Annotated in this window: 24 protein-coding genes; 9 read left to right on the top strand and 15 right to left on the bottom strand. The window is 70.4% G+C overall.

Going from position 1 to position 22,461, the window contains the following annotated elements:
* The first annotated feature begins 21 nt into the window (after positions 1-21).
* A complete protein-coding gene (gene dapA, locus ACFY0K_RS09680; RefSeq protein WP_390639341.1) occupies positions 22-933 on the top strand; it encodes a 4-hydroxy-tetrahydrodipicolinate synthase in 912 nt (303 codons plus the stop codon).
* Here dapA and ACFY0K_RS09675 read toward each other — a convergent pair whose 3' ends face one another.
* Together ACFY0K_RS09675 and ACFY0K_RS09670 are read right to left on the bottom strand one after the other, a co-directional pair.
* Positions 934-2,154: a WD40 repeat domain-containing protein gene (locus ACFY0K_RS09675; RefSeq protein WP_390639340.1), complete on the bottom strand. Its 1,221-nt coding sequence runs from the start codon at positions 2,152-2,154 to the stop codon at positions 934-936.
* Positions 2,151-2,711 (bottom strand): SigE family RNA polymerase sigma factor, encoded by a 561-nt coding sequence (locus ACFY0K_RS09670; RefSeq protein WP_390639339.1) that lies wholly within the window; start codon positions 2,709-2,711, stop codon positions 2,151-2,153. The genes ACFY0K_RS09675 and ACFY0K_RS09670 overlap by 4 nt, the downstream gene beginning before the upstream one ends.
* A 140-nt stretch (positions 2,712-2,851) precedes the next feature.
* On the opposite strand from ACFY0K_RS09670, the gene ACFY0K_RS09665 reads away from it, so the two are divergent.
* The 3 genes from ACFY0K_RS09665 (at position 2,852) to ACFY0K_RS09655 (ending at position 7,412) form a co-directional block, all read left to right on the top strand.
* Positions 2,852-3,361 (top strand): hypothetical protein, encoded by a 510-nt coding sequence (locus ACFY0K_RS09665; protein ID WP_390639338.1) that lies wholly within the window; start codon positions 2,852-2,854, stop codon positions 3,359-3,361.
* Between the two features lie 424 nt (positions 3,362-3,785).
* Positions 3,786-6,938, top strand: coding sequence for a discoidin domain-containing protein (locus tag ACFY0K_RS09660; protein ID WP_390639337.1), 3,153 nt, complete (start codon positions 3,786-3,788; stop codon positions 6,936-6,938).
* Positions 6,939-7,214: 276 nt separating this feature from the next.
* Positions 7,215-7,412 carry a hypothetical protein gene (locus tag ACFY0K_RS09655; protein WP_390639336.1) on the top strand — a complete coding sequence of 66 codons (198 nt, stop codon included), beginning with the start codon at positions 7,215-7,217 and terminating at the stop codon, positions 7,410-7,412.
* Between the two features lie 188 nt (positions 7,413-7,600).
* On the opposite strand, the gene ACFY0K_RS09650 is transcribed toward ACFY0K_RS09655, so the two are convergent.
* From ACFY0K_RS09650 to ACFY0K_RS09635, 4 genes are all read right to left on the bottom strand, one after another.
* Complete coding sequence (locus ACFY0K_RS09650) at positions 7,601-7,831, bottom strand: hypothetical protein (RefSeq protein ID WP_390639335.1); 231 nt, start codon at positions 7,829-7,831, stop codon at positions 7,601-7,603.
* Between the two features lie 428 nt (positions 7,832-8,259).
* Positions 8,260-9,249: a 2,3,4,5-tetrahydropyridine-2,6-dicarboxylate N-succinyltransferase gene (dapD, locus tag ACFY0K_RS09645; protein ID WP_390639334.1), complete on the bottom strand. Its 990-nt coding sequence runs from the start codon at positions 9,247-9,249 to the stop codon at positions 8,260-8,262.
* A gap of 85 nt (positions 9,250-9,334) precedes the next feature.
* Complete coding sequence (locus ACFY0K_RS09640) at positions 9,335-9,871, bottom strand: TetR/AcrR family transcriptional regulator (RefSeq protein ID WP_390639333.1); 537 nt, start codon at positions 9,869-9,871, stop codon at positions 9,335-9,337.
* Positions 9,871-10,191 (bottom strand): multidrug efflux SMR transporter, encoded by a 321-nt coding sequence (locus ACFY0K_RS09635; protein ID WP_093504545.1) that lies wholly within the window; start codon positions 10,189-10,191, stop codon positions 9,871-9,873. The genes ACFY0K_RS09640 and ACFY0K_RS09635 overlap by 1 nt, the downstream gene beginning before the upstream one ends.
* Before the next feature lie 275 nt (positions 10,192-10,466).
* Here ACFY0K_RS09635 and ACFY0K_RS09630 point away from each other — a divergent pair, with 275 nt between their 5' ends.
* Complete coding sequence (locus ACFY0K_RS09630) at positions 10,467-11,321, top strand: AbfB domain-containing protein (RefSeq protein WP_390639332.1); 855 nt, start codon at positions 10,467-10,469, stop codon at positions 11,319-11,321.
* A 62-nt stretch (positions 11,322-11,383) separates the two neighbouring features.
* Here ACFY0K_RS09630 and ACFY0K_RS09625 read toward each other — a convergent pair whose 3' ends face one another.
* Genes ACFY0K_RS09625 through ACFY0K_RS09590 form a run of 8 tightly spaced genes read right to left on the bottom strand, consistent with a single transcriptional unit; the run spans position 11,384 to position 17,939 of the window.
* Positions 11,384-11,716, bottom strand: a complete 333-nt coding sequence (locus ACFY0K_RS09625; RefSeq protein WP_046733484.1) for a metal-sulfur cluster assembly factor — start codon at positions 11,714-11,716, stop codon at positions 11,384-11,386.
* The gene (sufU, locus tag ACFY0K_RS09620) at positions 11,713-12,180 is read right to left on the bottom strand and encodes a Fe-S cluster assembly sulfur transfer protein SufU (protein ID WP_093504541.1); all 468 of its coding nucleotides are present in this window, start codon (positions 12,178-12,180) and stop codon (positions 11,713-11,715) included. Before sufU ends, ACFY0K_RS09625 begins: the two co-directional genes overlap by 4 nt.
* An 18-nt stretch (positions 12,181-12,198) precedes the next feature.
* Positions 12,199-13,455, bottom strand: a complete 1,257-nt coding sequence (locus tag ACFY0K_RS09615) for a cysteine desulfurase (protein WP_390639331.1) — start codon at positions 13,453-13,455, stop codon at positions 12,199-12,201.
* Complete coding sequence (gene sufC, locus ACFY0K_RS09610; RefSeq protein ID WP_351958418.1) at positions 13,452-14,216, bottom strand: Fe-S cluster assembly ATPase SufC; 765 nt, start codon at positions 14,214-14,216, stop codon at positions 13,452-13,454. The genes ACFY0K_RS09615 and sufC overlap by 4 nt, the downstream gene beginning before the upstream one ends.
* Before the next feature lie 7 nt (positions 14,217-14,223).
* Entirely contained in the window at positions 14,224-14,550 is a 327-nt protein-coding gene (locus ACFY0K_RS09605; RefSeq protein ID WP_093504535.1) for a non-heme iron oxygenase ferredoxin subunit, read from the bottom strand.
* The gene (sufD, locus tag ACFY0K_RS09600; protein WP_351958417.1) at positions 14,547-15,731 is read right to left on the bottom strand and encodes a Fe-S cluster assembly protein SufD; all 1,185 of its coding nucleotides are present in this window, start codon (positions 15,729-15,731) and stop codon (positions 14,547-14,549) included. Before sufD ends, ACFY0K_RS09605 begins: the two co-directional genes overlap by 4 nt.
* 55 nt (positions 15,732-15,786) lie before the next feature.
* Positions 15,787-17,208, bottom strand: a complete 1,422-nt coding sequence (gene sufB, locus ACFY0K_RS09595; RefSeq protein WP_093504531.1) for a Fe-S cluster assembly protein SufB — start codon at positions 17,206-17,208, stop codon at positions 15,787-15,789.
* Positions 17,205-17,939 (bottom strand): helix-turn-helix transcriptional regulator, encoded by a 735-nt coding sequence (locus ACFY0K_RS09590; RefSeq protein ID WP_390639330.1) that lies wholly within the window; start codon positions 17,937-17,939, stop codon positions 17,205-17,207. Before ACFY0K_RS09590 ends, sufB begins: the two co-directional genes overlap by 4 nt.
* Positions 17,940-18,123: 184 nt before the next feature.
* Here ACFY0K_RS09590 and ACFY0K_RS09585 point away from each other — a divergent pair, with 184 nt between their 5' ends.
* The 4 genes from ACFY0K_RS09585 to ACFY0K_RS09570 all read left to right on the top strand — a co-directional run bounded on the left by ACFY0K_RS09585 (position 18,124) and on the right by ACFY0K_RS09570 (position 21,758).
* A complete protein-coding gene (locus ACFY0K_RS09585) occupies positions 18,124-18,927 on the top strand; it encodes an aminoglycoside N(3)-acetyltransferase (RefSeq protein WP_390639329.1) in 804 nt (267 codons plus the stop codon).
* Positions 18,928-18,973: 46 nt separating this feature from the next.
* Complete coding sequence (locus ACFY0K_RS09580) at positions 18,974-19,897, top strand: ABC transporter ATP-binding protein (RefSeq protein WP_390639328.1); 924 nt, start codon at positions 18,974-18,976, stop codon at positions 19,895-19,897.
* The gene (locus ACFY0K_RS09575) at positions 19,894-20,670 is read left to right on the top strand and encodes an ABC transporter permease (protein ID WP_390639327.1); all 777 of its coding nucleotides are present in this window, start codon (positions 19,894-19,896) and stop codon (positions 20,668-20,670) included. Before ACFY0K_RS09580 ends, ACFY0K_RS09575 begins: the two co-directional genes overlap by 4 nt.
* Before the next feature lie 68 nt (positions 20,671-20,738).
* Positions 20,739-21,758 carry a heme A synthase gene (locus tag ACFY0K_RS09570; protein ID WP_390639479.1) on the top strand — a complete coding sequence of 340 codons (1,020 nt, stop codon included), beginning with the start codon at positions 20,739-20,741 and terminating at the stop codon, positions 21,756-21,758.
* Here the strand turns inward: ACFY0K_RS09570 and ACFY0K_RS09565 are convergent.
* Positions 21,713-22,453 carry a nucleotidyltransferase gene (locus ACFY0K_RS09565; RefSeq protein ID WP_390639326.1) on the bottom strand — a complete coding sequence of 247 codons (741 nt, stop codon included), beginning with the start codon at positions 22,451-22,453 and terminating at the stop codon, positions 21,713-21,715. The two genes, ACFY0K_RS09570 and ACFY0K_RS09565, sit on opposite strands and share 46 nt — an antisense overlap.
* Between the last annotated feature and the right edge of the window lie 8 nt (positions 22,454-22,461).

Genomic DNA, 22,461 nt, shown 5'->3' with positions numbered 1-22,461 from the left:
CGTGGTGCCGAGACTACCCCCATGACGAACCCACACGGCACCTCTTGTTCGCCCCGCCCCTTCGGCCGCACCCTCTGCGCGATGGTCACCCCCTTCACCGGAGCGGGCGCGCTCGACCTCGACGGTGCCCGGCGGCTGGCCGCGCATCTGGTGGCTCAGGGCTGCGACGGTCTGGTGCTGAACGGCACCACCGGCGAGTCGCCGACCACGACGGACGCGGAGAAGGCGGAGCTGATCGGGGCGGTGCGGGCGGCGGTGGGCGAGCGGGTCTCGCTGGTGGCGGGCGTGGGCACCGCGGACACCCTGCACACCGTCGACCTCGCGCTCGCCGCCGAGAAGGCGGGCGCGGACGGCGTCCTGGTGGTGTCGCCGTACTACAGCAGGCCACCGCAGGACGCCCTGGAGGCGCACTTCCTCCAGGTGGCCGAGGCGAGCGGGCTGCCGGTGATGCTGTACGACATCCCGGGCCGCACCGGCACCCGGATCGAGCCGGAGACACTGGTCCGGCTCGCCGCGCACCCCCGGATCGTGGCCGTGAAGGACTGCTCGTACGACTTCCTCGGCACCCAGAAGGTGCTGGCGCGCACGGACCTGGCGTACTACGCGGGCTGCGACGAGCACATCCTCGCGCTGTACGCGGTGGGCGCGGCCGGCTGTGTGAGCACGGTGGCCAATGTCGTCCCGTCCCAGGTCGCCGCGATCCTGAACGCGTTCGACGCGGGCGACACGGCCCGCGCGACCGAACTCCAGCTGCGGGCCGTGCCGTTGATCGAGGCGATGACGGCCGCGGGCCTGCCGGGCACGGTCACGTCGAAGGCGCTGCTCACCGCGCTCGGCCTGCCGGCGGGCCCGCCGCGGGCACCGCTGCGGCCCGCCGGCCGGGAGACGGCCGACGGACTGCGGGCGGTGTACGAGGAGCTCGCGGCGGGCTGATCAGCGCCGCTCGGCGAAGACCGGTGTCCACCGGCCGGCGGCGGCGTCGTTGCCCTTGCGGAAGCCGCTGAGGGGAACGATCTTGTCGCTGCCGATGGTGACCAGGACCAGCCGGTTGTGGAACTCGTTGCCGCCGTCCTTGTCGATGTCCCAGGCGATGAGGGACTCGTTGTCGGCCCAGGCGAGGAGTTGCTGCCCGTGCACCTCGGTCTTCCGGCCGGTGCCGAGGTCGGTGATCCAGGAGGACGTCTTCATCGTCCTGCCCGCGAAATCACCGGCGGCCCGTTTGCCGTCCGGCGACAGCCCCGCCTGGACGAACCAGTTCAGGTACCGCTCGTCGGCCGGCACGGGGACCTCGTGGCCGTGGAGGTCGTAGAACTGCACCCCGGGTTCGCTGGTCAGGCCGGACCAGACGTACTGGCCGGAACGGCTGAGGGCGAAGTCCTGGCGGATGTTGATGTCGGCCATGTTCATGCTGTCGTGCGGTCCGCCGATCTCGCGCCACGGACCTTTCCCGGAGGCCACGTCGAGGACGTAGAAGCCGGTGCGCGGCATGGTGCCGGGCATGGAGAAGCTGGTGCCGGTCGTGTCGCCCGGCGCCCTGGTCACCACGTCGGGGTCGGCGGAGTAGGTCGTCGCGACCAGTTTGCGGCCGTCGTGGGAGAACGCGAGCCCGCCGACCCCCTGCCCGACCGGGATCCAGCGGGCCAGCTTGCCGGTGGTGAGGTCGAGCAGTCCGATCCGCCGGGCGGGGATGGTCCGCTCCAGGACGGCGGCGGTCCTCAGGCCGGGGGCGACGGCGAGGTACGACCAGCGGGAGTCCTTCTCGTAGCGTCCGGTGCGCTGGTCCAGCAGCCAGTAGGTGCGGGTGGTGCGGTACTCGCGGGCCGTCTGCTTGACGCTGGCGGTGGTGTAGTAGGCGGCCATGGTGGCGTCGCCCGCCTGGATCAGTTCGCGGGGCGGCGACTGGTCGGGGTGGGCACGGGTCTCGCCGGGGTCGAGGACTCCGGCGGGCCGTACGTCCTGCCTGCCACCGTCGAGCAGCGGCACGCCCACCGCGACGGCGACCACGGCCGCGGTGGCCACGGCGACGCCGGCGAGCCGGCGGGTCCGGCGGCGCCTGCGGACCGCCAGCACCCGGTCGGCGAACCCGGCCCGCAGCGGCGACTGTTCGGCCGCCTGTTCGCGCAGCGCGTCTCGCATGAGTTCCTCGACGTTCACGGCCGCACCTCCACGGGCGAGTAGTCACGGGACGGCGGCTGGTCGGGGCCGGTGTCCGGGGCGAGGGCGGCGAGTTCGGGCGCGAGGGTGCGCAGCCGGGCCAGGGAGCGGTGGGTGGTGGACCGTACGGTGCCGACGGAGCAGCCGAGCAGCCGTGCCACGTCGGCCTCCGGAAGGTCCTCGAAGTAGCGAAGAACCAGGACGGTGCGCTGGCGGTCGGTGAGCCGGGACAGGGCCGCACGCAGCACGAGCCGCAGCTCGGCGGCGGACGCGGTGTCGAGCGTCGGCGGGCTCTCCGGTGGTTCGGCGACGCTGAGTTCGCGGCGGCGCCACTTCAGCCGCCAGCGGCTGATCTGCTGCCGGTAGAGGACCTGGCGCACATAGGCCTCGGGCTCGTCGATGCGCTGCCAGCGGCCGGCCGCCTTGATCAGGGCGTTCTGCAGCAGGTCCTCGGCCGCGTGCCGGTCGCCGCCGGTCAGCAGCACGGCGGTCCTCAGCAGCGCCGACGACCGGCTGTCCACGAACTCCCGGAAGCTCTCCTGCAGTTCCGCATCCATCGTCACCTTCTCTTCCCCCGGGCCCGCCCGGTGTCCGGACCCTGTACCCGTGGTGACGCGTGCGGAGCGGCGCCACTATGCCTGTGCGGCGCGAGAACATTCACCGGTGTCCGGCACGCCCGCTGCCGTACGTTGGCCCCGTGAGCCGCCCCCTGCTGTTCCTGGACGTCGACGGTCCCCTCAACCCGTACGCCGCCCAGCCCGAGCGACGCCCCGCGGGATACACGACGATCCGGGCGACCGTCCGCCCGGGACGCCCGCTGCGAGTGTGGCTGAATCCGTCGCACGGCCCGGCGCTGCTCGCCCTCGGCTACGAGCTGTGCTGGGCGACCACCTGGATGGCCGAGGCCAACCGCTGGATCGCGCCCGTCGTGGGGCTCCCCGAGTTGCCGTACGTCGACTTCGGCCGGGGCCTGTTCGCGGAGCGGCCCGACGGGGTCCACTGGAAGACCGAGGCGATCGTGGCCTTCGCCGCGGGGCGCCCGTTCGCCTGGGTGGACGACGAACAGAGCCCGGCGGACACGCTGTACGTCCGCGCCCACCACCCCGGCCCGGCCCTGCTGCACCACGTCGACCCCGGGATCGGGCTGCGGGAGGCCGACTTCGCCACGCTGGCGGAGTTCCGGGCGGCCATGCCCCAGGACGGCTGAGTGCCCTCCCGCCGACGTGGCGTTGCGGGGCCATGGGGCCTGCCGGACCCGCCCGTTGGAACAGCCCTCGTCCACGCCTTGTGGATCTCCTCCGGACCGGGATGAGCGGGGGCCGTCAACTCCCCTTTTCCATGGGTGACTTGCGCGAAAGGTTGACGCCGCACCGGGCCGGGAGTAGAACACCGTCGGTCGCGAGCGCTTCCCACCGTGCCGCGCCTGTCCGACCACCACTCCCCTGTACGGAACGCAGTGCTCTCGCACTTCGCAGTATCGGTTCTCCCCACCGTCCGAACCGTGATCCGACAGGAGCGTGCACATGAGGGTTCCCCCACGGGGCCTTTCTCTTCGCAAGCCTCATCGCCGACCCCCACAGGGCATCATCCTCCTCTCACTGGCACTCATCGCCGCGGCGTTCCTCTCACTGGTGACGCCCGCGGCCCACGCCGCCACGCTGACGCTGCTCTCCCAGGGCAAGCCGGCCACCGCGTCCTCCGTGGAGAGCGCCGCCTTCCCGGCCTCGGCCGCCTTCGACGGCGACACGGGCACCCGCTGGTCCAGCGCGGCCTCCGACCCGCAGTGGGTCCAGGTCGACCTCGGGTCGAGCCAGACCATCAGTGAGGTGGTGCTCGACTGGGAGACCGCCTACGCGAAGTCCTTCCAGATCCAGACCTCGACCGACGGCTCCACCTGGACCACCGTCTACACCACGACCACCGGTGCCGGCGGCGACCAGACCCTGACCGTCACCGGCACCGGCCGCTACGTGCGGATGTACGGCACCGCCAGGGCCACGCAGTACGGCTACTCGCTCTGGGAGTTCCAGGTCTACGGCGGCAGCGCGACCACGACCTGCGGGACGGCCACGGCGGCGCTCGGCAAGCCGGCCACCGCGTCCTCCGTGGAGAGCGCCGCCTTCCCGGCCTCGGCCGCCTTCGACGGCAACGCCGGCACCCGCTGGTCCAGCGCGGCCTCCGACCCCCAGTGGGTCCAGGTGGACCTGGGCTCCGCGCAGTCGCTCTGTGGCGCCCAGTTGAGCTGGGAGACGGCGTACGCGACGGCGTACCAGATCCAGACCTCGACCGACGGCTCCGCCTGGAACACCGTCTACTCCACGACGGCCGGTACGGGCGGGGTGGTGAACGTGTCCTTCACCGCCACCGGCCGCTACGTGCGGATGTACGGCACCGCCAGGGCCACGCAGTACGGGTACTCCCTGTGGGAGTTCACCGTTCTGACGCCCGGCGGCACCACCACTCCGCCGGGCGGCGGCGACGGCAGCTGCCCGTGGGTGGGTTCCACCGCACCGGTCGCGACCCGGGTCTCGCAGGTGATGGCCCAGATGACCAACGCCCAGAAGGTGTCGATCCTGCACGGCAACAACAACGCGACGCCCTACATCGGCAACATCACCGGCATCCCGTCACTGTGCATCCCCGACATCGGGCTGCAGGACGGTCCGGCGGGCGTCGGTGACGGGCTCGGCGGTGTGACGCAGATGCCGTCCGGCAACGCGATGGCGGCGAGCTTCGACAACACACTGGAGCAGCAGTACGGGGCCGCGATCGGTGCCGAGTTCGCGGGCAAGGGTGTGCAGGTGGCGCTCGGCCCGACGCTGAACATCGTGCGCGACCCGCGCTGGGGGCGCGCCTTCGAGACGTTCGGCGAGGACCCGTACCTGAACGGGCAGATGGCCGCCGCCGACATCCGGGGCATCCAGAGCCAGGGTGTGATGGCCGAGATGAAGCACGTGGCCGTCTACAACATCGAGAATCCGGCCGGCACCGTGGTGGTGGACAAGCGGACGATGCAGGAGCTGTACCTGCCCGCCTTCCAGACCGCGGTCCAGCAGGGCTCACCGGCGGCGGCGATGTGTGCGTACAGCGTCGTCAACAGCGTGCCCGCCTGCCAGAACCCGGATCTGATGAACACCGGCCTGTACCAGCAGGCGGGCTTCGGCGGCTTCATCACCAGTGACTGGGGCGGCACGCACTCCACCGTGGAGTCGGCCGACGCGGGCCTGACGGTGGAGATGCCCAACGGGTACTTCTACGCCGACTTCCTCGCCCAGGCGGTCGCCGCCGGCACGGTCAGCCAGAGCACACTGGACACGATGGTGAGCCGGCTGCTCACCCAGTTCTTCACGTTCGGGCTGTTCGACAAGGCGAAGAGCGGATCGACGGGTGCCACCGTCACCACCGCCGATCACGTGGCGGTCGCGCTCCAGGGCGCCGAAGAGGGCACCGTGCTGCTGAAGAACAACGGGATCCTGCCGCTGTCCACCACGACCACCAAGTCGATCGCGGTGATCGGCTGGGACGGTGGCGCCGGAGTCCAGTCCATCGGCGGCGGCAGCGCCACGGTGACCAGCTCCGGCACGGTCTGGCCGATCACCGGCATCCAGAACCGGGTGGCCGGCACCGGCACCACCGTCACGTACAACGACGCGACGGACCTGGCCTCGGCGGTCACGCTCGCCCGCGGCTCCGATGTCGCGATCGTCTTCGCCAGCGACAACTACGGCAACGAGGAGCACGACACCACCACCCTCGACCTGCCCACCGTCGGGAGTACGAACACCAACCAGAACGACATGATCACCCAGGTCGCCGCGGCCAACCCGAACACCATCGTGGTGCTCAACGACAACTCGGCGATCAACATGCCCTGGCTGAACTCGGTCGCGGGCGTCTTCGAGGGCTTCTACTCCGGCCAGCAGATCGGCACGGCGATGGCGGCGCTGCTCTTCGGCGACGTCAACCCGTCGGGCAAGCTGCCGGTCACCTTCCCGAAGTCGCTGGCGGACGTGCCGGCGAGCACGGCGGCGCAGTGGCCGGGCACCAACGGCCAGGTGACGTACAGCGAGGGTCTGAACGTCGGCTACAAGTGGTACGACGCGAAGAACATCACCCCGTTGTTCCCGTTCGGCTATGGCCTGTCGTACACCACCTTCGGCTACAGCAACCTGCAGGTGGGGGCGGTGTCCGGGAGCACCGCGACGGTGACGGCCACCGTCACCAACACCGGGGCGAGAGCAGGTACGGATGTGGCGCAGCTGTACGTCGGCGACCCGGCGTCCACCGGCGAGCCGGTGCATCAGCTCCGCAACTACCAGCGGGTGACGCTCAACGCGGGCCAGGCGAAGACGATCAGCTTCACCGTCAGCACGCACGACCTGGCCTACTGGAACACCACGACCAGCAACTGGACGACGGCCGCGGGCAACTACCAGATCCTGGTGGGCGACTCCTCCCGGAACCTGCCGCTGACCGGCACCCTCAACGTACCCAGCACCGTCAGCGGAGCGGCGGCCGTGGCCACCGGCTCCGCCGAGCCGCTCGCCGTGCCGAACCCGCACGGCATGAGCAGCCCGGTGGGCAAGGCGGTGAACTGGACGTTCGACCCGGCCGCCACAGGCATCACCTACACCGCTACCGGCCTCCCGCCCGGCATCACCCTCGACCCGGCGGGTGTGTTCACGGGCTCGGCGACCAAGGCCGGCACCTACACGGTGACGGTCACCGCGAAGAACGCACCCGGTTCCACCGGCTCCGCGACCTTCGTCTGGACCGCGACCTGAGTCCATGACCCACAGCCCACAGCCGTGCCGCAGCCGACGGGTTCGTCACCGGCGCTCCCGGGGCTGTCGGCGGCGGCCGGTGGACACGGGCCCGTGTCCACCGGGAAGGCACGTGAGCACACGTGAGCGCCCTCCCCCGGCCGCCCTCGGGCCATATGGGGGCGCGGCGGAGGGGACAACCAGTCCTACGTCGTACTGCCCAGTCAGTTGCAGGCAAACCCGACTGAGCAGTCCACGCTTCTGACCGGGTCCAAGGATGTCTCCGACCCGCTCACCATGGACCTGTGGATAGAAGGCGACGGCCGCACCAAACAGTTCCGTACGCGGGCCGAGCACAGCGACATGCTCGCTGGCACCGGAGACGGGCGGCTCGACCTGAGCATCACCTTCTTCGACATAGATAAGCCCATGGCCATCAAAGCGCCGCCGACCAAGGACACCACCCCGCTCGCGGACGACGCCCAGGACAGATGAGCGACACCTGGGCAGAGGAGAACGTCTGAGACGGCGGCCCCGTCTCAGTTTCCGCCTCATTCAGCCGCGTTCACGGCCGTTCAGGCGAGACCCACAACCCTCCCCGGCGCCGACGACCGGTCGGCCATGAACCCAGGGCCAACGGCAAACGCGAGATCAGCAAGGACCACGATAGGTACGCACGAGCCTCACAGCGGCGGAAGGCTACGCTTTTTCAGCCTCCGTGGGCGGCTGCTGCGGCCAACAGCCACGAACAGGAAGACCGCGAGGGCAACCAGGCCCGCCCCCAGCAGCAGGTATGGCAACCAGGACCACCATGGATCGTGATCCAGCAGGGCAGCCACGATCGCGAGGACTCCGATAAGGAACGACGCCGCTGTGTAGGCCCGCAACCACCACGGCGCACGGCGGTTGGCCATGCTCCCCCCTCATGCGCTGTGAAGTCCGGTGTCCGTCAAGACAGCGTGCCACGCCCGTCTGTTCGCTACAGCCTTGCCGGCAGGGCACACGATTGTCTATCTGTGGTCTACCCAAGCGCACCACAACCGCACCAGAGCGAGCGGGGACCAGCGGGAACCACGGTGAAAACCGCCGAGCCCAGCGACGTCGCACCGGTGACCGCGGACATCATCGTGCCGACGGGTTCGCTGCTGCCCCCGTGGATGCTGATGGCCCCCCGGGGCAGGCCGACATCCCGCCCAGAGGAAGCACCTGAGCGCCCTCCCCCGGGCCGTCCTCGGGCCGTGGGAGGGCGCTCAGCGGTGACCGACGTCGACAGCTGCAGACAGCTCGGCAGCAGGTCAGAGCGGTGATCGGTGAGGCGGCCGCAGGTCCCGGCCGCCGGGCGTCAGTTGTGGCTGTGCAGGATCTCGTTCAGGCCGCCCCAGACCGCGTTGTTCGGGCGGGCCTCGACGGCGCCGGAGACCGAGTTGCGGCGGAAGAGGATGTTGGAGGCGCCGTTCAGCTCGCGGGCCTTGACGATCTGGCCGTCGGGCATGGTGACGCGGGTGCCCGCGGTGACGTAGAGGCCGGCCTCGACCACGCACTCGTCGCCGAGGGCGATGCCGACGCCCGCCTCGGCGCCGATCAGGCAGCGTTCGCCGATCGCGATGATGACGTTGCCGCCGCCGGAGAGCGTGCCCATGGTGGAGGCGCCACCGCCGATGTCCGAGCCGTCGCCGACCACGACGCCGGCCGAGATGCGGCCCTCGACCATCGAGGTGCCCAGCGTGCCGGCGTTGAAGTTGACGAAGCCCTCGTGCATGACGGTGGTGCCCTCGGAGAGGTGCGCACCGAGGCGGACCCGGTCGGCGTCGGCGATGCGCACGCCCTTCGGGGCGACGTAGTCGGTCATCCGCGGGAACTTGTCGATCGAGGTCACCTGGAGGTGCAGGCCCTCGGCACGGGCGTTCAGCCGGACCTTCTCGATGTCGTCGACGGCCACCGGGCCGAGGGAGGTCCAGGCGACGTTCGCGAGCAGGCCGAAGATGCCGTCCAGGCTCTGGCCGTGCGGCTTCACCAGGCGGTGCGAGAGCAGGTGCAGGCGGAGGTAGACGTCGTGGGTGTCGAGGGGCTTGTCGTCGAGGGAGGAGATGACCGTACGGACCGCGACCACCTCGACACCGCGGCGGGCGTCCGGGCCGATCGCGTTCCCGGCGTTCTCGCCGAGCAGCTCCACGGCCCTGCCCGCGGACAGCCGCTCGGTGCCGGCCGGGCCGGGCTCGGCGAGGAGTTCGGGGGCGGGGAACCAGGTGTCGAGAACGGTGCCGTCGGCGGCGATCGTGGCGAGGCCGGCGGCGGCGGCACCGGTGGGACGAGGAGCAGTCGTGTCGGTCATGAGGGCAACCTAACCGGCCGGGGGCCTGCGAGGCGAACCAGCGTGCGGGGCGTCTCAGGGGACGGTCCGTGCGGCGGCCTCCCGGTCAGCGAATCACCCGTCCCAGCACCTCCCGCGCGTACCCCTCGTCGTACGGGGTCCCGGTCAGCAGCACCTGGAGGCAGATCCCGTCCATCAGTGCGACCAGCGCCCGCGCCGTGACCGGGTCGGTGTGCCGGGTCAGCCGTTCGGCCAGGTCGTCGGCCCACTCGGCGGCGACGGGGCGCAGGGCGGGGCGGCGCAGGGCGGCGAGGTAGAGCTCGTACTCCAGCTCCACGGCGGTACGGTCGCCGCCCAGCCAGTCGCCGAGGATCCGGGCGAGGGCGGTGGCGAGGTCCGTCGCGGAGTCGTCCAGGCCGCCGTGCGCGGCGACCGTCTTGGCGAAGCCCTCGTTGGCCTGCCGCAGTGCGGCGACCATCAGCTCGTCGAGGGTCTTGAAGTGGTACGTCGTCGAGCCGAGCGGTACGTCCGCCTCGGCGGCGACCGAGCGGTGGCTGAGTCCCGCCAGGCCCTTCTCGCCGACCACCCGGATCGCCGCGTCGATGATCCGCCGGCGGCGGTCGGGGTCGTAGCGGCGTGGCATCAGTGCGCGCCTCCCAGGTTCAGGACGACCACTCCCCCGATGATCAGCACGATCCCGGCCACCTTGACCAGCGTCAGCGTCTCCCCGAACAGCAGGAGTCCCAGTACGGCGATGGTCGCGGTGCCCGCCCCGGACCAGATCGCGTACGCCGTGCCGATCGACAGGGTCTTCAGCGTCTGGGCCAGGAGCAGAAACGACACCAGGTAGCCCAGCGCGGTCAGCAGCGAGGGCCAGAGTCTGCTGAAGCCGTCCGCGTACTTCATCGCCGTCGTCGCGGCGACCTCGGCGGCTATGGCGCCGGCGAGCGTCAGGTATCCCATGTGTACGAGTGTACGCAACGATGTGTACGGCAGTACACATCGACGGCGGGGAATCCGGCCGTCCCGAACGAGGGTGCCGGGTACGCCGTTTGGGCTTTCGGGTGCCGCACGACGATGTTCAATGTTCATAGAAACCGCTAGCTGAAACGGCTCCCCGCAGGCCCGTGACTCCACTAGTGTGTGCACCTCTGTGATCCACGACTGCCTCACAGTTCACCCACGCCACCTTCACACCCCCGGCCGCCGCTGCCCTGGCGCCGCTGGAGGAAACGCGCATGCCAGAAGCCACCCCCCAACCCCCGCCGCCTCCCCCCTGGGAGAACGGCTGGGTTCCCGACACCTCCCGGACTCCCGGAACCCGAAGACTCTGGCTGGCGGGCACGCTGGCCGTCGCCACCGTCGTCGCCTGCGTCACCGCGATAGCCGTCGGCCACAACGCCCCTGACAAGACGTCATCGGCCGGTCCCACGGTGTCCGCGAACACCGACAACGGCCCCGGTCTGCTCTCCTTCGCCTCGCCGTCGGCGTCGGACCCGACCGCCCCGCAGGGCACGTCGGGGATGTCGGCGACCTCGCCGACCGCGTCCGCGTCCGTCACGACGGCGGCCACCGCGCCCGGCGCCGGCCCGAAGAGCTCGCCGTCCGGCGCGCAGCCGTCCAAGTCCGCGCCCGCCAAGGGCACTTCGGGCGGCTCGGGACAGCAGCCCGACAGCGTCGAGAAGTCGGTCCGCTCGGTCAACTACCCGGACCGCTACTGGCACGTGAGCGACGGACTGGTGAAGCTGGACGCGCCGCGCGGCTCGGAGTCCCGTGCGGACTCGACGTTCACCGTGGTGAAGGGCCTGGCGAACAGCTCCTGCTACTCGTTGCGGACGTCGGACGGGAAGTACCTGCGGCACCGCAACTTCCTGCTGCGCGCCGACGCCGACGACGGCTCGTCCCTGTTCCGGCAGGACGCCACCTTCTGCGCCCGGGGCTCGTCCTACTCCGGCGCGGTCATGCTGGAGTCGGTGAACTACCCCGGCCGCTACCTGCGCCACCAGGACTTCCAGCTGAAGCTGGACCCGTACCAGGGCAGCGATCTGTACCGGGCGGACTCCGCGTTCCGGTTCGTGGACCCGCTGGCCTGAGTACCCGCACGGGAAAGCGGCGGCACCCCGTGGGGGTGCCGCCGCTTTCCCGTGTCCGGTCCTCAGACGTTGAACCCGAGCGCCCGCAGCTGCTCGCGGCCGTCGTCGGTGATCTTGTCGGGGCCCCACGGGGGCATCCAGACCCAGTTGATGCGCAGCTCGTTGACGATGCCGTCCGTGGCGGACTTGGCCTGGTCCTCGATGACATCGGTCAGCGGGCAGGCCGCCGAGGTCAGGGTCATGTCGATCGTCGCGATGTTCGCGTCGTCGATGTGGATGCCGTAGATCAGCCCGAGGTTGACCACGTCGATGCCCAGCTCTGGGTCGACGACGTCGTACAGAGCCTCGCGGAGTTCCTCCTCCGAGGCCGGCTTCATCTCAGCGGTCTCGCTCATGCCGTCTTCCTTTCGGCGTCGGCGCCACCCAGCGCCTGGGCCGTCGCGTCCTTCCACGCCATCCAGCTCAGGAGGGCGCACTTGACCCGGGCCGGGTACTTGGAGACCCCGGCGAACGCGACCGCGTCCTCCAGGACCTCCTCCATCGAGTCGTCGGGCTCGATCCTGCCCTTGGACTGCATCAGCTCCAGGAAGGTCTCCTGGATCTTCCTCGCGTCCGCCAGGTCCTTGCCGACCAGCAGGTCGTTCAGTACGGAGGCCGAGGCCTGGCTGATGGAGCAGCCCTGGCCCTCGTACGAGACGTCCTCGATCGTCGTGCCGTCGTACTTCACTCGGAGGGTGATCTCGTCGCCGCACGTCGGGTTCACATGGTGCACCTCGGCGTCGCCATCCCTGAGACCACGCCCGTGCGGGTGCTTGTAGTGGTCCAGGATGACTTCCTGGTACATCGAGTCCAGCTTCACGGTCTCAGCTCACGCCCTTCAGCCGAAGAAGTTCCGTACGTGCTCCAGGCCCTCGACCAGAGCGTCGATCTCGGCCGGAGTGGAGTACAGATAGAACGACGCTCGCGTGGTCGCAGGAATTCCGTACCGCAGGCAGACGGGCCGTGCGCAGTGGTGGCCGACCCGGACCGCGATGCCCTGCTCGTCGAGGACCTGGCCCACGTCGTGCGGGTGGATGTCGCCGAGGGTGAAGGAGATCGCGGCGCCCCGGTCCTCGGCCGTGGTGGGGCCGATGATCCGCAGGTCCGGGACCTGCTGGAGGCGCTGGACCGCGTACTCGGTCAGCGCGTGCTCATGGGCGAGGATCTTGTCCATGCCGATGGCGTTGAGGTAGTCGATGGCCGCGCCGAGGCCGACCGCCTGGGCGATCGGCGGGGTGCCCGCCTCGAACTTGTGGGGCGCCGGGGCGTACGTCGACGAGTGCATCGACACGGTCTCGATCATCTCGCCGCCGCCGAGGAACGGCGGCAGGTCCTCGAGCAGCTCCTGGCGGCCCCAGAGGACGCCGATGCCGGTCGGGCCGCACATCTTGTGGCCGGTGAAGGCCACGAAGTCGGCCTGGAGCGCCTGGACGTCCAGGGGCATGTGGGGTGCGGCCTGGGACGCGTCGATGCAGACCAGTGCGCCGACCTCCTGGGCGCGGCGGACTATCGCCTCGACCGGGTTGACGGTGCCCAGGATGTTCGAGACCAGTACGAAGGAGACGATCTTCGTCTTTTCGGTGATGATCTCGTCGATGTTGGACAGGTCGAGGCGGCCGTCGTCGGTGAGGCCGAACCACTTCAGCTTCGCGCCGGTGCGCTGCGCGAGCAGCTGCCACGGCACGATGTTGGAGTGGTGCTCCATCTCCGTGATGACGATCTCGGTCTCATGGTCCACCCGGTAGGGCTCGTCGGCCCAGCCGAGCATGTTCGCCACGAGGTTCAGCGACTCGGAGGCGTTCTTGGTGAAGATCACCTCGTCGCGGCTGGGCGCGTTGATGAACTCGGCGACCTTGTCGCGCGCGCCCTCGTACATCGCCGTGGCCTCCTCGGCGAGCACATGCACACCGCGGTGGACGTTGGCGTTGTGGCGCTCGTAGTACTCGCTGAGGACGTCCAGTACCTGGCGCGGCTTCTGGCTGGTCGCCGCGTTGTCCAGGTACACGAGCTTCTTGCCGTCGTGGACCAGGCGGTCCAGGACGGGGAAGTCCTTGCGGATCGCCTCGGTGTCGAGGAGGCCCGGCAGTTGCGTCACGCGGATACGCCACCCTTCGTGTATGCCTCGTAGCCCTCGTCCTCCAGCTTGTCGGCGAGCTCGGCGCCGCCGGACTCGACGATCCGTCCGGCGGAGAAGACGTGGACGAAGTCGGGCTTGATGTAGCGCAGGATGCGCGTGTAGTGCGTGATCAGCAGGGTGCCGACCTCGCCGGTCTCGCGGACGCGGTTGACACCCTCGGAGACGATGCGAAGGGCGTCGACGTCGAGGCCGGAGTCGGTCTCGTCGAGGATCGCGATCTTCGGCTTGAGCAGTTCGAGCTGGAGGATCTCGTGGCGCTTCTTCTCGCCGCCGGAGAAGCCCTCGTTGACGTTGCGCTCGGCGAAGGACTGGTCCATGTTGAGGCGCTCCATGGCCTCCTTGACCTCCTTCACCCAGGTACGCAGCTTGGGGGCCTCGCCGCGGACGGCGGTGGCGGAGGTGCGCAGGAAGTTGGAGACCGATACACCGGGGACCTCGACCGGGTACTGCATCGCCAGGAACAGGCCCGCGCGGGCGCGCTCGTCGACGGACATCTCCAGGACGTCCTCGCCGTCGAGGGTGACGGTGCCGCCGGTGATCGTGTACTTCGGGTGCCCCGCGAGCGAGTAGGCGAGGGTCGACTTGCCGGAGCCGTTGGGGCCCATGATGGCGTGCGTCTCGCCCTGCTTCACGGTGAGGTCGACGCCCTTGAGGATCTCCTTCGTGGCGTTGTCGGCCTCGACGGTGACGTGCAGGTCTCGGATTTCAAGCGTTGCCATGGGTGCCTCAGGACTCCTGGGTGAGGGAGACGAGCACGTCGTCCCCTTCGATCTTTACGGGGTATACGGGGACGGGGCGCGTGGCCGGGAGGCCGGACGGCTTGCCGGTGCGCAGGTCGAAGCTGGAGCCGTGCAGCCAGCACTCGATCTGGCAGTCCTCCACCTCGCCCTCGGAGAGCGAGACGTTGGCGTGGGAGCAGATGTCGTAGATCGCGAACACCTCTCCCTCGGTCTTCACGACCGAGACCGGCGTGCCGTCGAGTTCCACCCGCTTCGGGGTGTCCTCCTCCAGCTCGCTCAGCCCGCAGGCGCGTACGAACGCAGTGGACGTCATGCGACCGAGGCCTCCAGCTCCTCCTCGATCTTGGCGAGCAGGCGCTCCTCGATGTCGGCGACACCGATCTGCTGGACCAGTTCGGCGAAGAAGCCGCGGACGACGAGGCGACGGGCCTCGTGCTGCGGGATGCCGCGGGCCATCAGGTAGAAGAGCTGCTCGTCGTCGAAGCGGCCGGTGGCGGAGGCGTGGCCGGCACCGACGATCTCACCGGTCTCGATCTCCAGGTTCGGCACCGAGTCGACCCGCGCGCCGTCCGTGAGGACCAGGTTGCGGTTCATCTCGTAGGTGTCGGTGCCCTCGGCCTTGGCCTCGATGAGGACGTCACCGATCCACACCGCGTGCGCGTCGTCGCCCTGGAGCGCGCCCTTGTAGGCGACGTTGGACTTGCAGTGCGGGGTGTTGTGGTCGACGAGGAGGCGGTGCTCCTGGTGCTGCCCGGCGTCGGTGAAGTACAGGCCGTACAGCTCGGCCTCGCCGCCGGTGCCGGCGTAGGCGACGCGCGGGTGCAGCCGGACGACGTCGCCGCCGAAGGTGACGACCACGGACTTGAAGCTGGCGTCCCGGCCGACCAGGGCGTTGTGCTGGGCCACATGGACGGCCTTGTCGTCCCAGTCCTGGACGGAGACGACGGTCAGCTTGGCGCCGTCGCCGAGGACGTACTCGACGTTGGCGGCGGTGACCACGTCACCGGTGTGGTCGATGACGACGACGGCCTCGGCGAAGGCGCCCAGTTCGATGACCTGGTGGCCGAAGGCGACGCCGCCCTGGCCGTGCACGTTCATCCGGATCGGCTCGGTGAGCACCGTCTCCTTGGGGACGGTGACCACGCCGGCCTGCTCGAAGGCGGAGTACGCCTGGGCGGCGACCCGGTCCACCGGGGCGCCGGCCCGGCCGAGCCGGGGGTCGTCGCGGCCGACCAGCTCGACGGTGACGCCCTCGGGGGCCTCCACCGTGACCTTCAGGCTGTCGCCGGTGGCGACCGCCGTGCCGTCGTGCAGCCCGCGCAGGCGCTCCAGCGGGGTGAACCGCCACTCCTCCTCGCGGCCGTGCGGGACCGGGAAGTCCGCGACGTCGAAGGACGGGGGCGCGCTCATGCGCGTGGCGACGGTCGACTCGGCGGCCACCGCGATGGCGCCGGCGGTGGTGGAGCCCACCGGGGTGTTCTGAGCCTCAGCCATGGCTGTCGGTCTGCTCGCTTTCTTGCGTGAGTGGCGTGACGGTGACGGCGGTCGCTTAGCCGACCGCGCCTTCCATCTGGAGCTCGATCAGCCGGTTGAGTTCGAGGGCGTACTCCATGGGCAGCTCCTTCGCGATCGGCTCGACGAAGCCGCGCACGATCATCGCCATCGCCTCGAACTCGGTCAGACCGCGGCTCATCAGGTAGAAGAGCTGGTCCTCGGAGACCTTGGAGACGGTCGCCTCGTGACCCATGGACACGTCGTCCTCGCGGACGTCCACGTAGGGGTACGTGTCGGAGCGGGAGATCGTGTCGACGAGCAGCGCGTCGCACAGCACGTTCGACTTGGATCCGGCGGCGCCCTCGCCGATCTCGACCAGGCCGCGGTAGGAGGTACGGCCGCCGCCGCGCGCCACGGACTTCGACACGATGTTGGACGACGTGTTCGGCGCCATGTGGACCATCTTGGAGCCGGCGTCCTGGTGCTGGCCCTCGCCCGCGAAGGCGATGGAGAGGGTCTCGCCCTTGGCGTGCTCGCCCATCAGGTAGACGGCCGGGTACTTCATCGTCACCTTGGAGCCGATGTTGCCGTCGATCCACTCCATGGTGGCGCCCTCGTAGGCGACGGCGCGCTTGGTGACCAGGTTGTAGACGTTGTTCGACCAGTTCTGGATGGTCGTGTAGCGGCAGCGGGCGTTCTTCTTGACGATGATCTCGACCACGGCGCTGTGCAGCGAGTCCGACTTGTAGATCGGGGCCGTACAACCCTCGACGTAGTGCACGTAGGCACCCTCGTCGACGATGATCAGGGTCCGCTCGAACTGGCCCATGTTCTCCGTGTTGATGCGGAAGTAGGCCTGGAGCGGGATCTCCACGTGCACGCCCGGCGGGACGTAGATGAAGGAGCCGCCCGACCACACGGCGGTGTTCAGGGAGGCGAACTTGTTGTCACCGACCGGGATGACGGTCCCGAAGTACTCCTTGAAGAGGTCCGGGTGCTCCTTCAGGGCGGTGTCGGTGTCCAGGAAGATGACGCCCTGCTCCTCCAGGTCCTCGCGGATCTGGTGGTAGACGACCTCCGACTCGTACTGGGCGGCGACACCGGCGACCAGGCGCTGCTTCTCGGCCTCCGGGATGCCCAGCTTGTCGTAGGTGTTCTTGATGTCCTCGGGCAGGTCCTCCCAGGACTCCGCCTGCTTCTCCGTGGAGCGCACGAAGTACTTGATGTTGTCGAAGTCGATGCCCGACAGGTCCGAGCCCCAGTTCGGCATGGGCTTCTTCTCGAAGAGGCGCAGGCCCTTGAGGCGGAGCTTGGTCATCCACTCGGGCTCGGACTTCTTCGCGGAGATGTCCCGGACGACGTCCTCGTTGATGCCGCGCTTGGCGGAGGCGCCGGCCGTGTCGGAGTCGGCCCAGCCGTATTCGTACTTGCCCAGGCCTTCGAGCTCAGGGTGGGCAGTCTCCGTGGGGAGAGTCATGCGGGGTTCCTCCCGGCCGTGCTAGCAGATGCGTCAGTGGAAATCTTGGGGATGAACGTCGTGCAGACGCCGTCGCCGTGCGCGATGGTCGCCAGCCGCTGGACGTGCGTTCCGAGCAGCTCGGCGAAGATCTCCGTCTCCGCCTCGCACAGCTGGGGGAACTGCTCCGCGACGTGGGCGACCGGGCAGTGGTGCTGGCACAGCTGTTCGCCGACCGGTGCGGTGCGCGCCGTTGCAGCGTACCCGTCCAGGCTCAGGGCCTTGGCCAGCGCTTCGGTCCGCTCGTCGGGATCCACGCCCTCGATCGCCTTGCGGTACGCGCTCGCCTGGGCGGCGATCCGGGCCCGCGCGAAGGCGGCGACCGCTTCCTGGCCGCCTCCCTGCTCGGCGATCCAGCGCAGCGCGTCGGCGGCGAGCTTGTCGTACGACTGGTCGAAGGCGTCCCGGCCGCAGTCGGTGAGCGCGAAGACCTTGGCGGGCCGGCCGCGCGTGCGCGCGCCGTACACCCGCTGCTCGCGCGGGGCCACGACGTCGTCGGCCACCAGCGCGTCCAGATGACGGCGCACGGCCGCGGGGGTCAGGCCGAGGCGTCCGGCCAGCTCGGTGACGGTCGACGGCCCGTGGTCCAGGATCGACCGCGCGACCCGGTTGCGCGTCGAGCGCTCACCGGTCGCGAGCTCTTCCTGCGGGGCCCCCGTGGGGGTCTCCCGAGCCTCGCCGACGTTTTTCACAACGCCATTGTTGCGTAATTCCTCAGACCCAGGCAAGCGGCGTCCGAGGGAGAGGACGGTGCCCTGCATCACTTAGGCATGCCTAACCGGGGATCGGCCCTGACCTGCGGAAACGATCTTTGATCGATCATCCCTCAGCCAATTCGGTAGCGCGCGGCGGCCCCCTCCGGAACACTCCCGAACCATGCCCACACCCCCTCCGACCGGCCCTCTTGTCACCCGGGACGCCCTCGCGCAGCAGCTCGGCCTGATCGGTGTCAAGTCCGGCGAGACCCTCCTCGCACACACCTCGCTCAGCTCCCTCGGCTGGGTGAACGGCGGAGCCGTCGCCGTCGTCCAGGCCCTCCTCGACGCCCTCGGCCCGGACGGCACCCTGGTGGTCCCCACCCAGACCGGCGACCTCTCGGACCCCGCGGTGTGGCGGAACCCGCCGGTGCCCGAGGAGTGGTGGGGGACGATCCGGGCCACCATGCCGCCGTACGACCCCCGGACCACCCCCGCCCGGGGGGTCGGCGTGATCCCGGAGACCGTGCGGACCTGGCCGGGCGCCCTGCGCAGCGCCCACCCGCAGACCTCCTTCGCGGCCGTCGGCCCCCGCGCGGCGGAGATCGTCGACGCGCACGCGCCCGACTGCCGGCTCGGCGAGCGGAGCCCGCTGGCCCGGCTGGAGAAGATGCATGCGCGCGTGCTCATGCTGGGCACCGGCTACGCCACCTGCACCAGCTTCCATCTCGCCGAGTACCGGATCCCCTCCCCGCGCGTCCGGGTCGGCCGCCCCGCCCCCGACGGCGGCTGGGAGGAGGTCACCGAGGTGTCGATCACCTCCGACCGCTTCGACGAACTGGGGTACGACTTCGAACGCGACCGGAACGTCGTCGTCCGCGGCAGGGCCGGCGCGGCGGAGGTCCGGCTCTTCCCCGTGGCGGAAGCCGTGGCCTACGCCGAGCGGTGGCTGGCCGTACATCGCCCCCGTGAGGAGGAGATCTAGCACCCGGCCGTCCGGGTGACGCCAGGCGTCCTTAGACTCTGTCTCCATGCGAAGTGAGCCGGTGGTCCAGGTGCGGGACCTGGTGAAGCGGTACGGCGCCAAGACCGCGGTGGACGGCCTCGACCTGACCGCCGAGGCGGGCGTGACCGCCGTACTCGGCCCCAACGGGGCGGGCAAGACGACCACGATCGAGACCTGCGAGGGGTACCGCAGGCCGGATTCCGGCGCGGTACGCGTCCTGGGCCTCGATCCCGTGCGGCAGTCCGCCGAGCTGCGCCCCAGAGTCGGCGTGATGCTCCAGTCCGGGGGCGTCTACTCGGGCGCCCGCGCCGACGAGATGCTGCGGCACGTGGCGAAGCTGCACGCGCATCCGCTGGACGTGGACGCGCTGATGGAGCGGCTGGGCCTCGGCAGCTGCGGGCGGACGTCGTACCGCCGCCTCTCCGGCGGCCAGCAGCAGCGCCTCGCGCTCGCCATGGCCGTGGTCGGGCGTCCGGAGCTGGTCTTCCTCGACGAGCCGACCGCGGGCCTCGACCCGCAGGCCCGCCACGCCACCTGGGACCTGGTCCGGGACCTGCGCGCCGACGGGGTCTCGGTCATCCTCACCACGCACTACATGGAGGAGGCCGAGCAGCTCGCCGACGACGTCGCCGTCATCGACGCCGGCCGGGTGATCGCCAAGGGCTCCCCCGAGGAACTGTGCAAGGGCGGCGCGGAGAACACCCTGCGGTTCACCGGCCGCCCCGGCCTCGACGTCGGCTCGCTCCTCAAGGCGCTGCCGGCCGACTCCACGGCCGCCGAGCTGACCCCGGGCTCCTACCGGGTCGTCGGCAAGGTCAACCCGCAACTGCTGGCGACGGTGACCTCGTGGTGCGCGCAGCACGGCGTGATGCCCGACCGCATCTCGGTCGAACGCCACACGCTGGAGGACGTGTTCTTGGAGCTGACCGGCAGGGAGCTGCGCTCATGACCACCGCGACCGACACCGGCACCTTCACCCCCCGGCCGGGTGCCGCCCCGCTCCCCCGCATGATCGCGGCGCAGGCGGCCCTGGAGACGAGGATGCTGCTCCGCAACGGCGAGCAGCTCCTGCTGACGGTGGTGATCCCCACCCTCCTTCTCGTGCTGTTCAGCTCGGCGGACATCGTCGACACGGGATCCGGCAGGTCGGTGGACTTCCTGGCCCCCGGCGTACTGGCCCTCGCCGTCATGTCCACGGCGTTCACCGGCCAGGCCATCGCGACCGGCTTCGAGCGCCGCTACGGCGTCCTGAAGCGCCTCGCCTCCTCCCCGCTGCCCCGCTGGGGGCTGATGGCGGCCAAGACCGCGTCCGTCCTGGTCACGGAAATCCTCCAGGTGATCCTCCTGACGGTGATCGCCCTCGCCCTCGGCTGGTCCCCGCACGGCAACCCCCTCGCCGTCCTGCTCCTCCTGGTCCTCGGCACGGCCGCCTTCTCCGGCCTCGGCCTCCTGATGGCCGGCACCCTCAAGGCGGAGGCGACCCTGGCCGCCGCCAACCTGGTGTTCCTGCTGCTGCTCGTGGGCGGCGGGGTCATCGTCCCGCTGGACAAGTTCGGCGGGGCCCAGTCCGCCCTCGGGCTCCTCCCCATCTCCGCCCTCTCGGACGGCCTGCGGGACGTGCTGCAGCACGGGGCGGATACGCCGTGGGGGGACCTGGGGATCCTCGCGGTGTGGGCGGTGCTGGGGCTGGCCGCCGCGGGGCGGTTCTTCCGCTGGGAGTGACGAGCCAGGAGCGACGCCCCGGCCGGACCCCCGACCCTCGTGAACGCATGCACAAGCGGCCCCCTACGATGGTGTCCGTGCCCAAGCTGACCCCCACCGACCTCGTAGCGGCGGTGCGCAACCCGCTCGCCTTCATCGCCGATCGCTGGACGCCGGATCCCCGGACCGTCCGGCGGGCGGCCCTCGCCGCGCTCGTCATGTCGGTGGTCATCGTGGTCACCGGCGGCGCGGTGCGGCTCACCGGCTCCGGGCTCGGCTGCCCGACCTGGCCCGAGTGCACCGCCGGCTCGCTGACCCCGACCGACGCGCTGAGCTATCACAGCGCCATCGAGTTCACGAACCGCATGCTGACCTACGTGCTGTGCGCGGCGGTCGGCTGGGCGATCATCGCGGCCCGGTCCCAGAAGCCGTTCCGGCGCAGCCTGACCCGGCTGGGCTGGGCGCAGTTCTGGCTCGTGATGAGCAACGCGATCCTCGGCGGCATCGTGGTCCTCGTCGGCCTGAACCCCTACACCGTCGCCGCGCACTTCCTGCTGGCGACGGCGCTCATCACGGTCGCCGCCCTGATGTGGCAGCGCACCCGCGAGGGCGACGGCGCGCCGCGTCCGCTGGTCGGCAAGGCGGTGCAGCAGCTGGTGTGGGCCCTGGTGGCCGTGACCCTGCTGCTCATCACCGCCGGCACCGTGGTGACCGGCGCGGGACCGCACCCGGGCGACTCCGGCGACGTCGAGCGCATCGACGTCAGCTGGTCCGGTGTCGCCGAACTGCACGCGGTGTTCGCCTGGATCGTGGTGTCGCTGACCTTCGCCCTGTGGTTCTTCCTCAAAGGCGTCGGTGCGCCCCAGGAGCCACGGAACCGCGTCCGCGACCTGTTCCTGATCCTGCTCGGTCAGGGCGTGATCGGATACGTCCAGTACTTCACCCACCTGCCCACGGTCCTGGTCGGCCTGCACATGTTCGGCTCCTGCCTGGTGTGGATCGGCGTGCTGCGGGTCCTGCTCTCGCTGCGGGAACGCGCCGAGGTCACGGCCGACGTCCCCGCTCAGGCGTACGAGGCCGTGAGCGCGTCGATCGCCGGGCCCAAGTAGTCCCGGGTCAGCCGGGCCCGGCGCGCCGTCCACTCCTCGGTGGCCGGGGCGGGGTCGCCGTAGCGGCGGCTCCGGATGTCCTCGACGACCTCGGCGGGCGCGCCCAGCACGGGCAGCAGGCCCAGGGCCTCGCGTTTGGAGATCAGGCGGCCCTCGCGGGCGGTGACGGAGGCGCGGGCGAAGGTGATCAGACCGAGGTCCACCCACACGTCCCGGGTCCACGGCGCGGCCTTGCCGACGACGGGCCGCCAGTAGTCCCGCTGGTCGCGGACGACGAAGTCGCCGAGTTCGCGGTCCGTCACCGGTGGCAGCAGGCCGGCCGGCGCCCGGCCGTGCAGCACCCGTCCGAAGGCGTGCAGTTCGCGCCGGGTCACCGGGCTGACCGGCCGTTTGAACAACTGTCCGTGCGCCCAGGTGAGATGGGAGCGAGCGGGGTCGGCCGCGGTCGACGGGGTCAGATAGGTGCAGTGCAGGACGGGGGCGAGCGCCAGCGTGCGCAAGCGGGCGTGCGCCACCGCGACCTTCCACACGACGGCCGGGGTCACCGGGCCCGGCAGCACCGCGATCAGGTCCAGATCGCTGCGGCCCTCCTGGTAGTCGTCGCCCGCGGCGAGCGAGCCGTGCGCCCACACGGCCACGGGGTCAAGCGCCGACAGTTCGGGGACGAAGCGGGCCAGTAACGTCTCGGTGTCCATGCGCTCAG

Source organism: Streptomyces sp. NPDC001507, assembly GCF_042894765.1.
Taxonomy (GTDB): domain Bacteria; phylum Actinomycetota; class Actinomycetes; order Streptomycetales; family Streptomycetaceae; genus Streptomyces.
The sequence above is the reverse complement of the archived record's forward strand: the minus strand, read 5'-3'. Positions and strand labels throughout refer to the sequence as shown.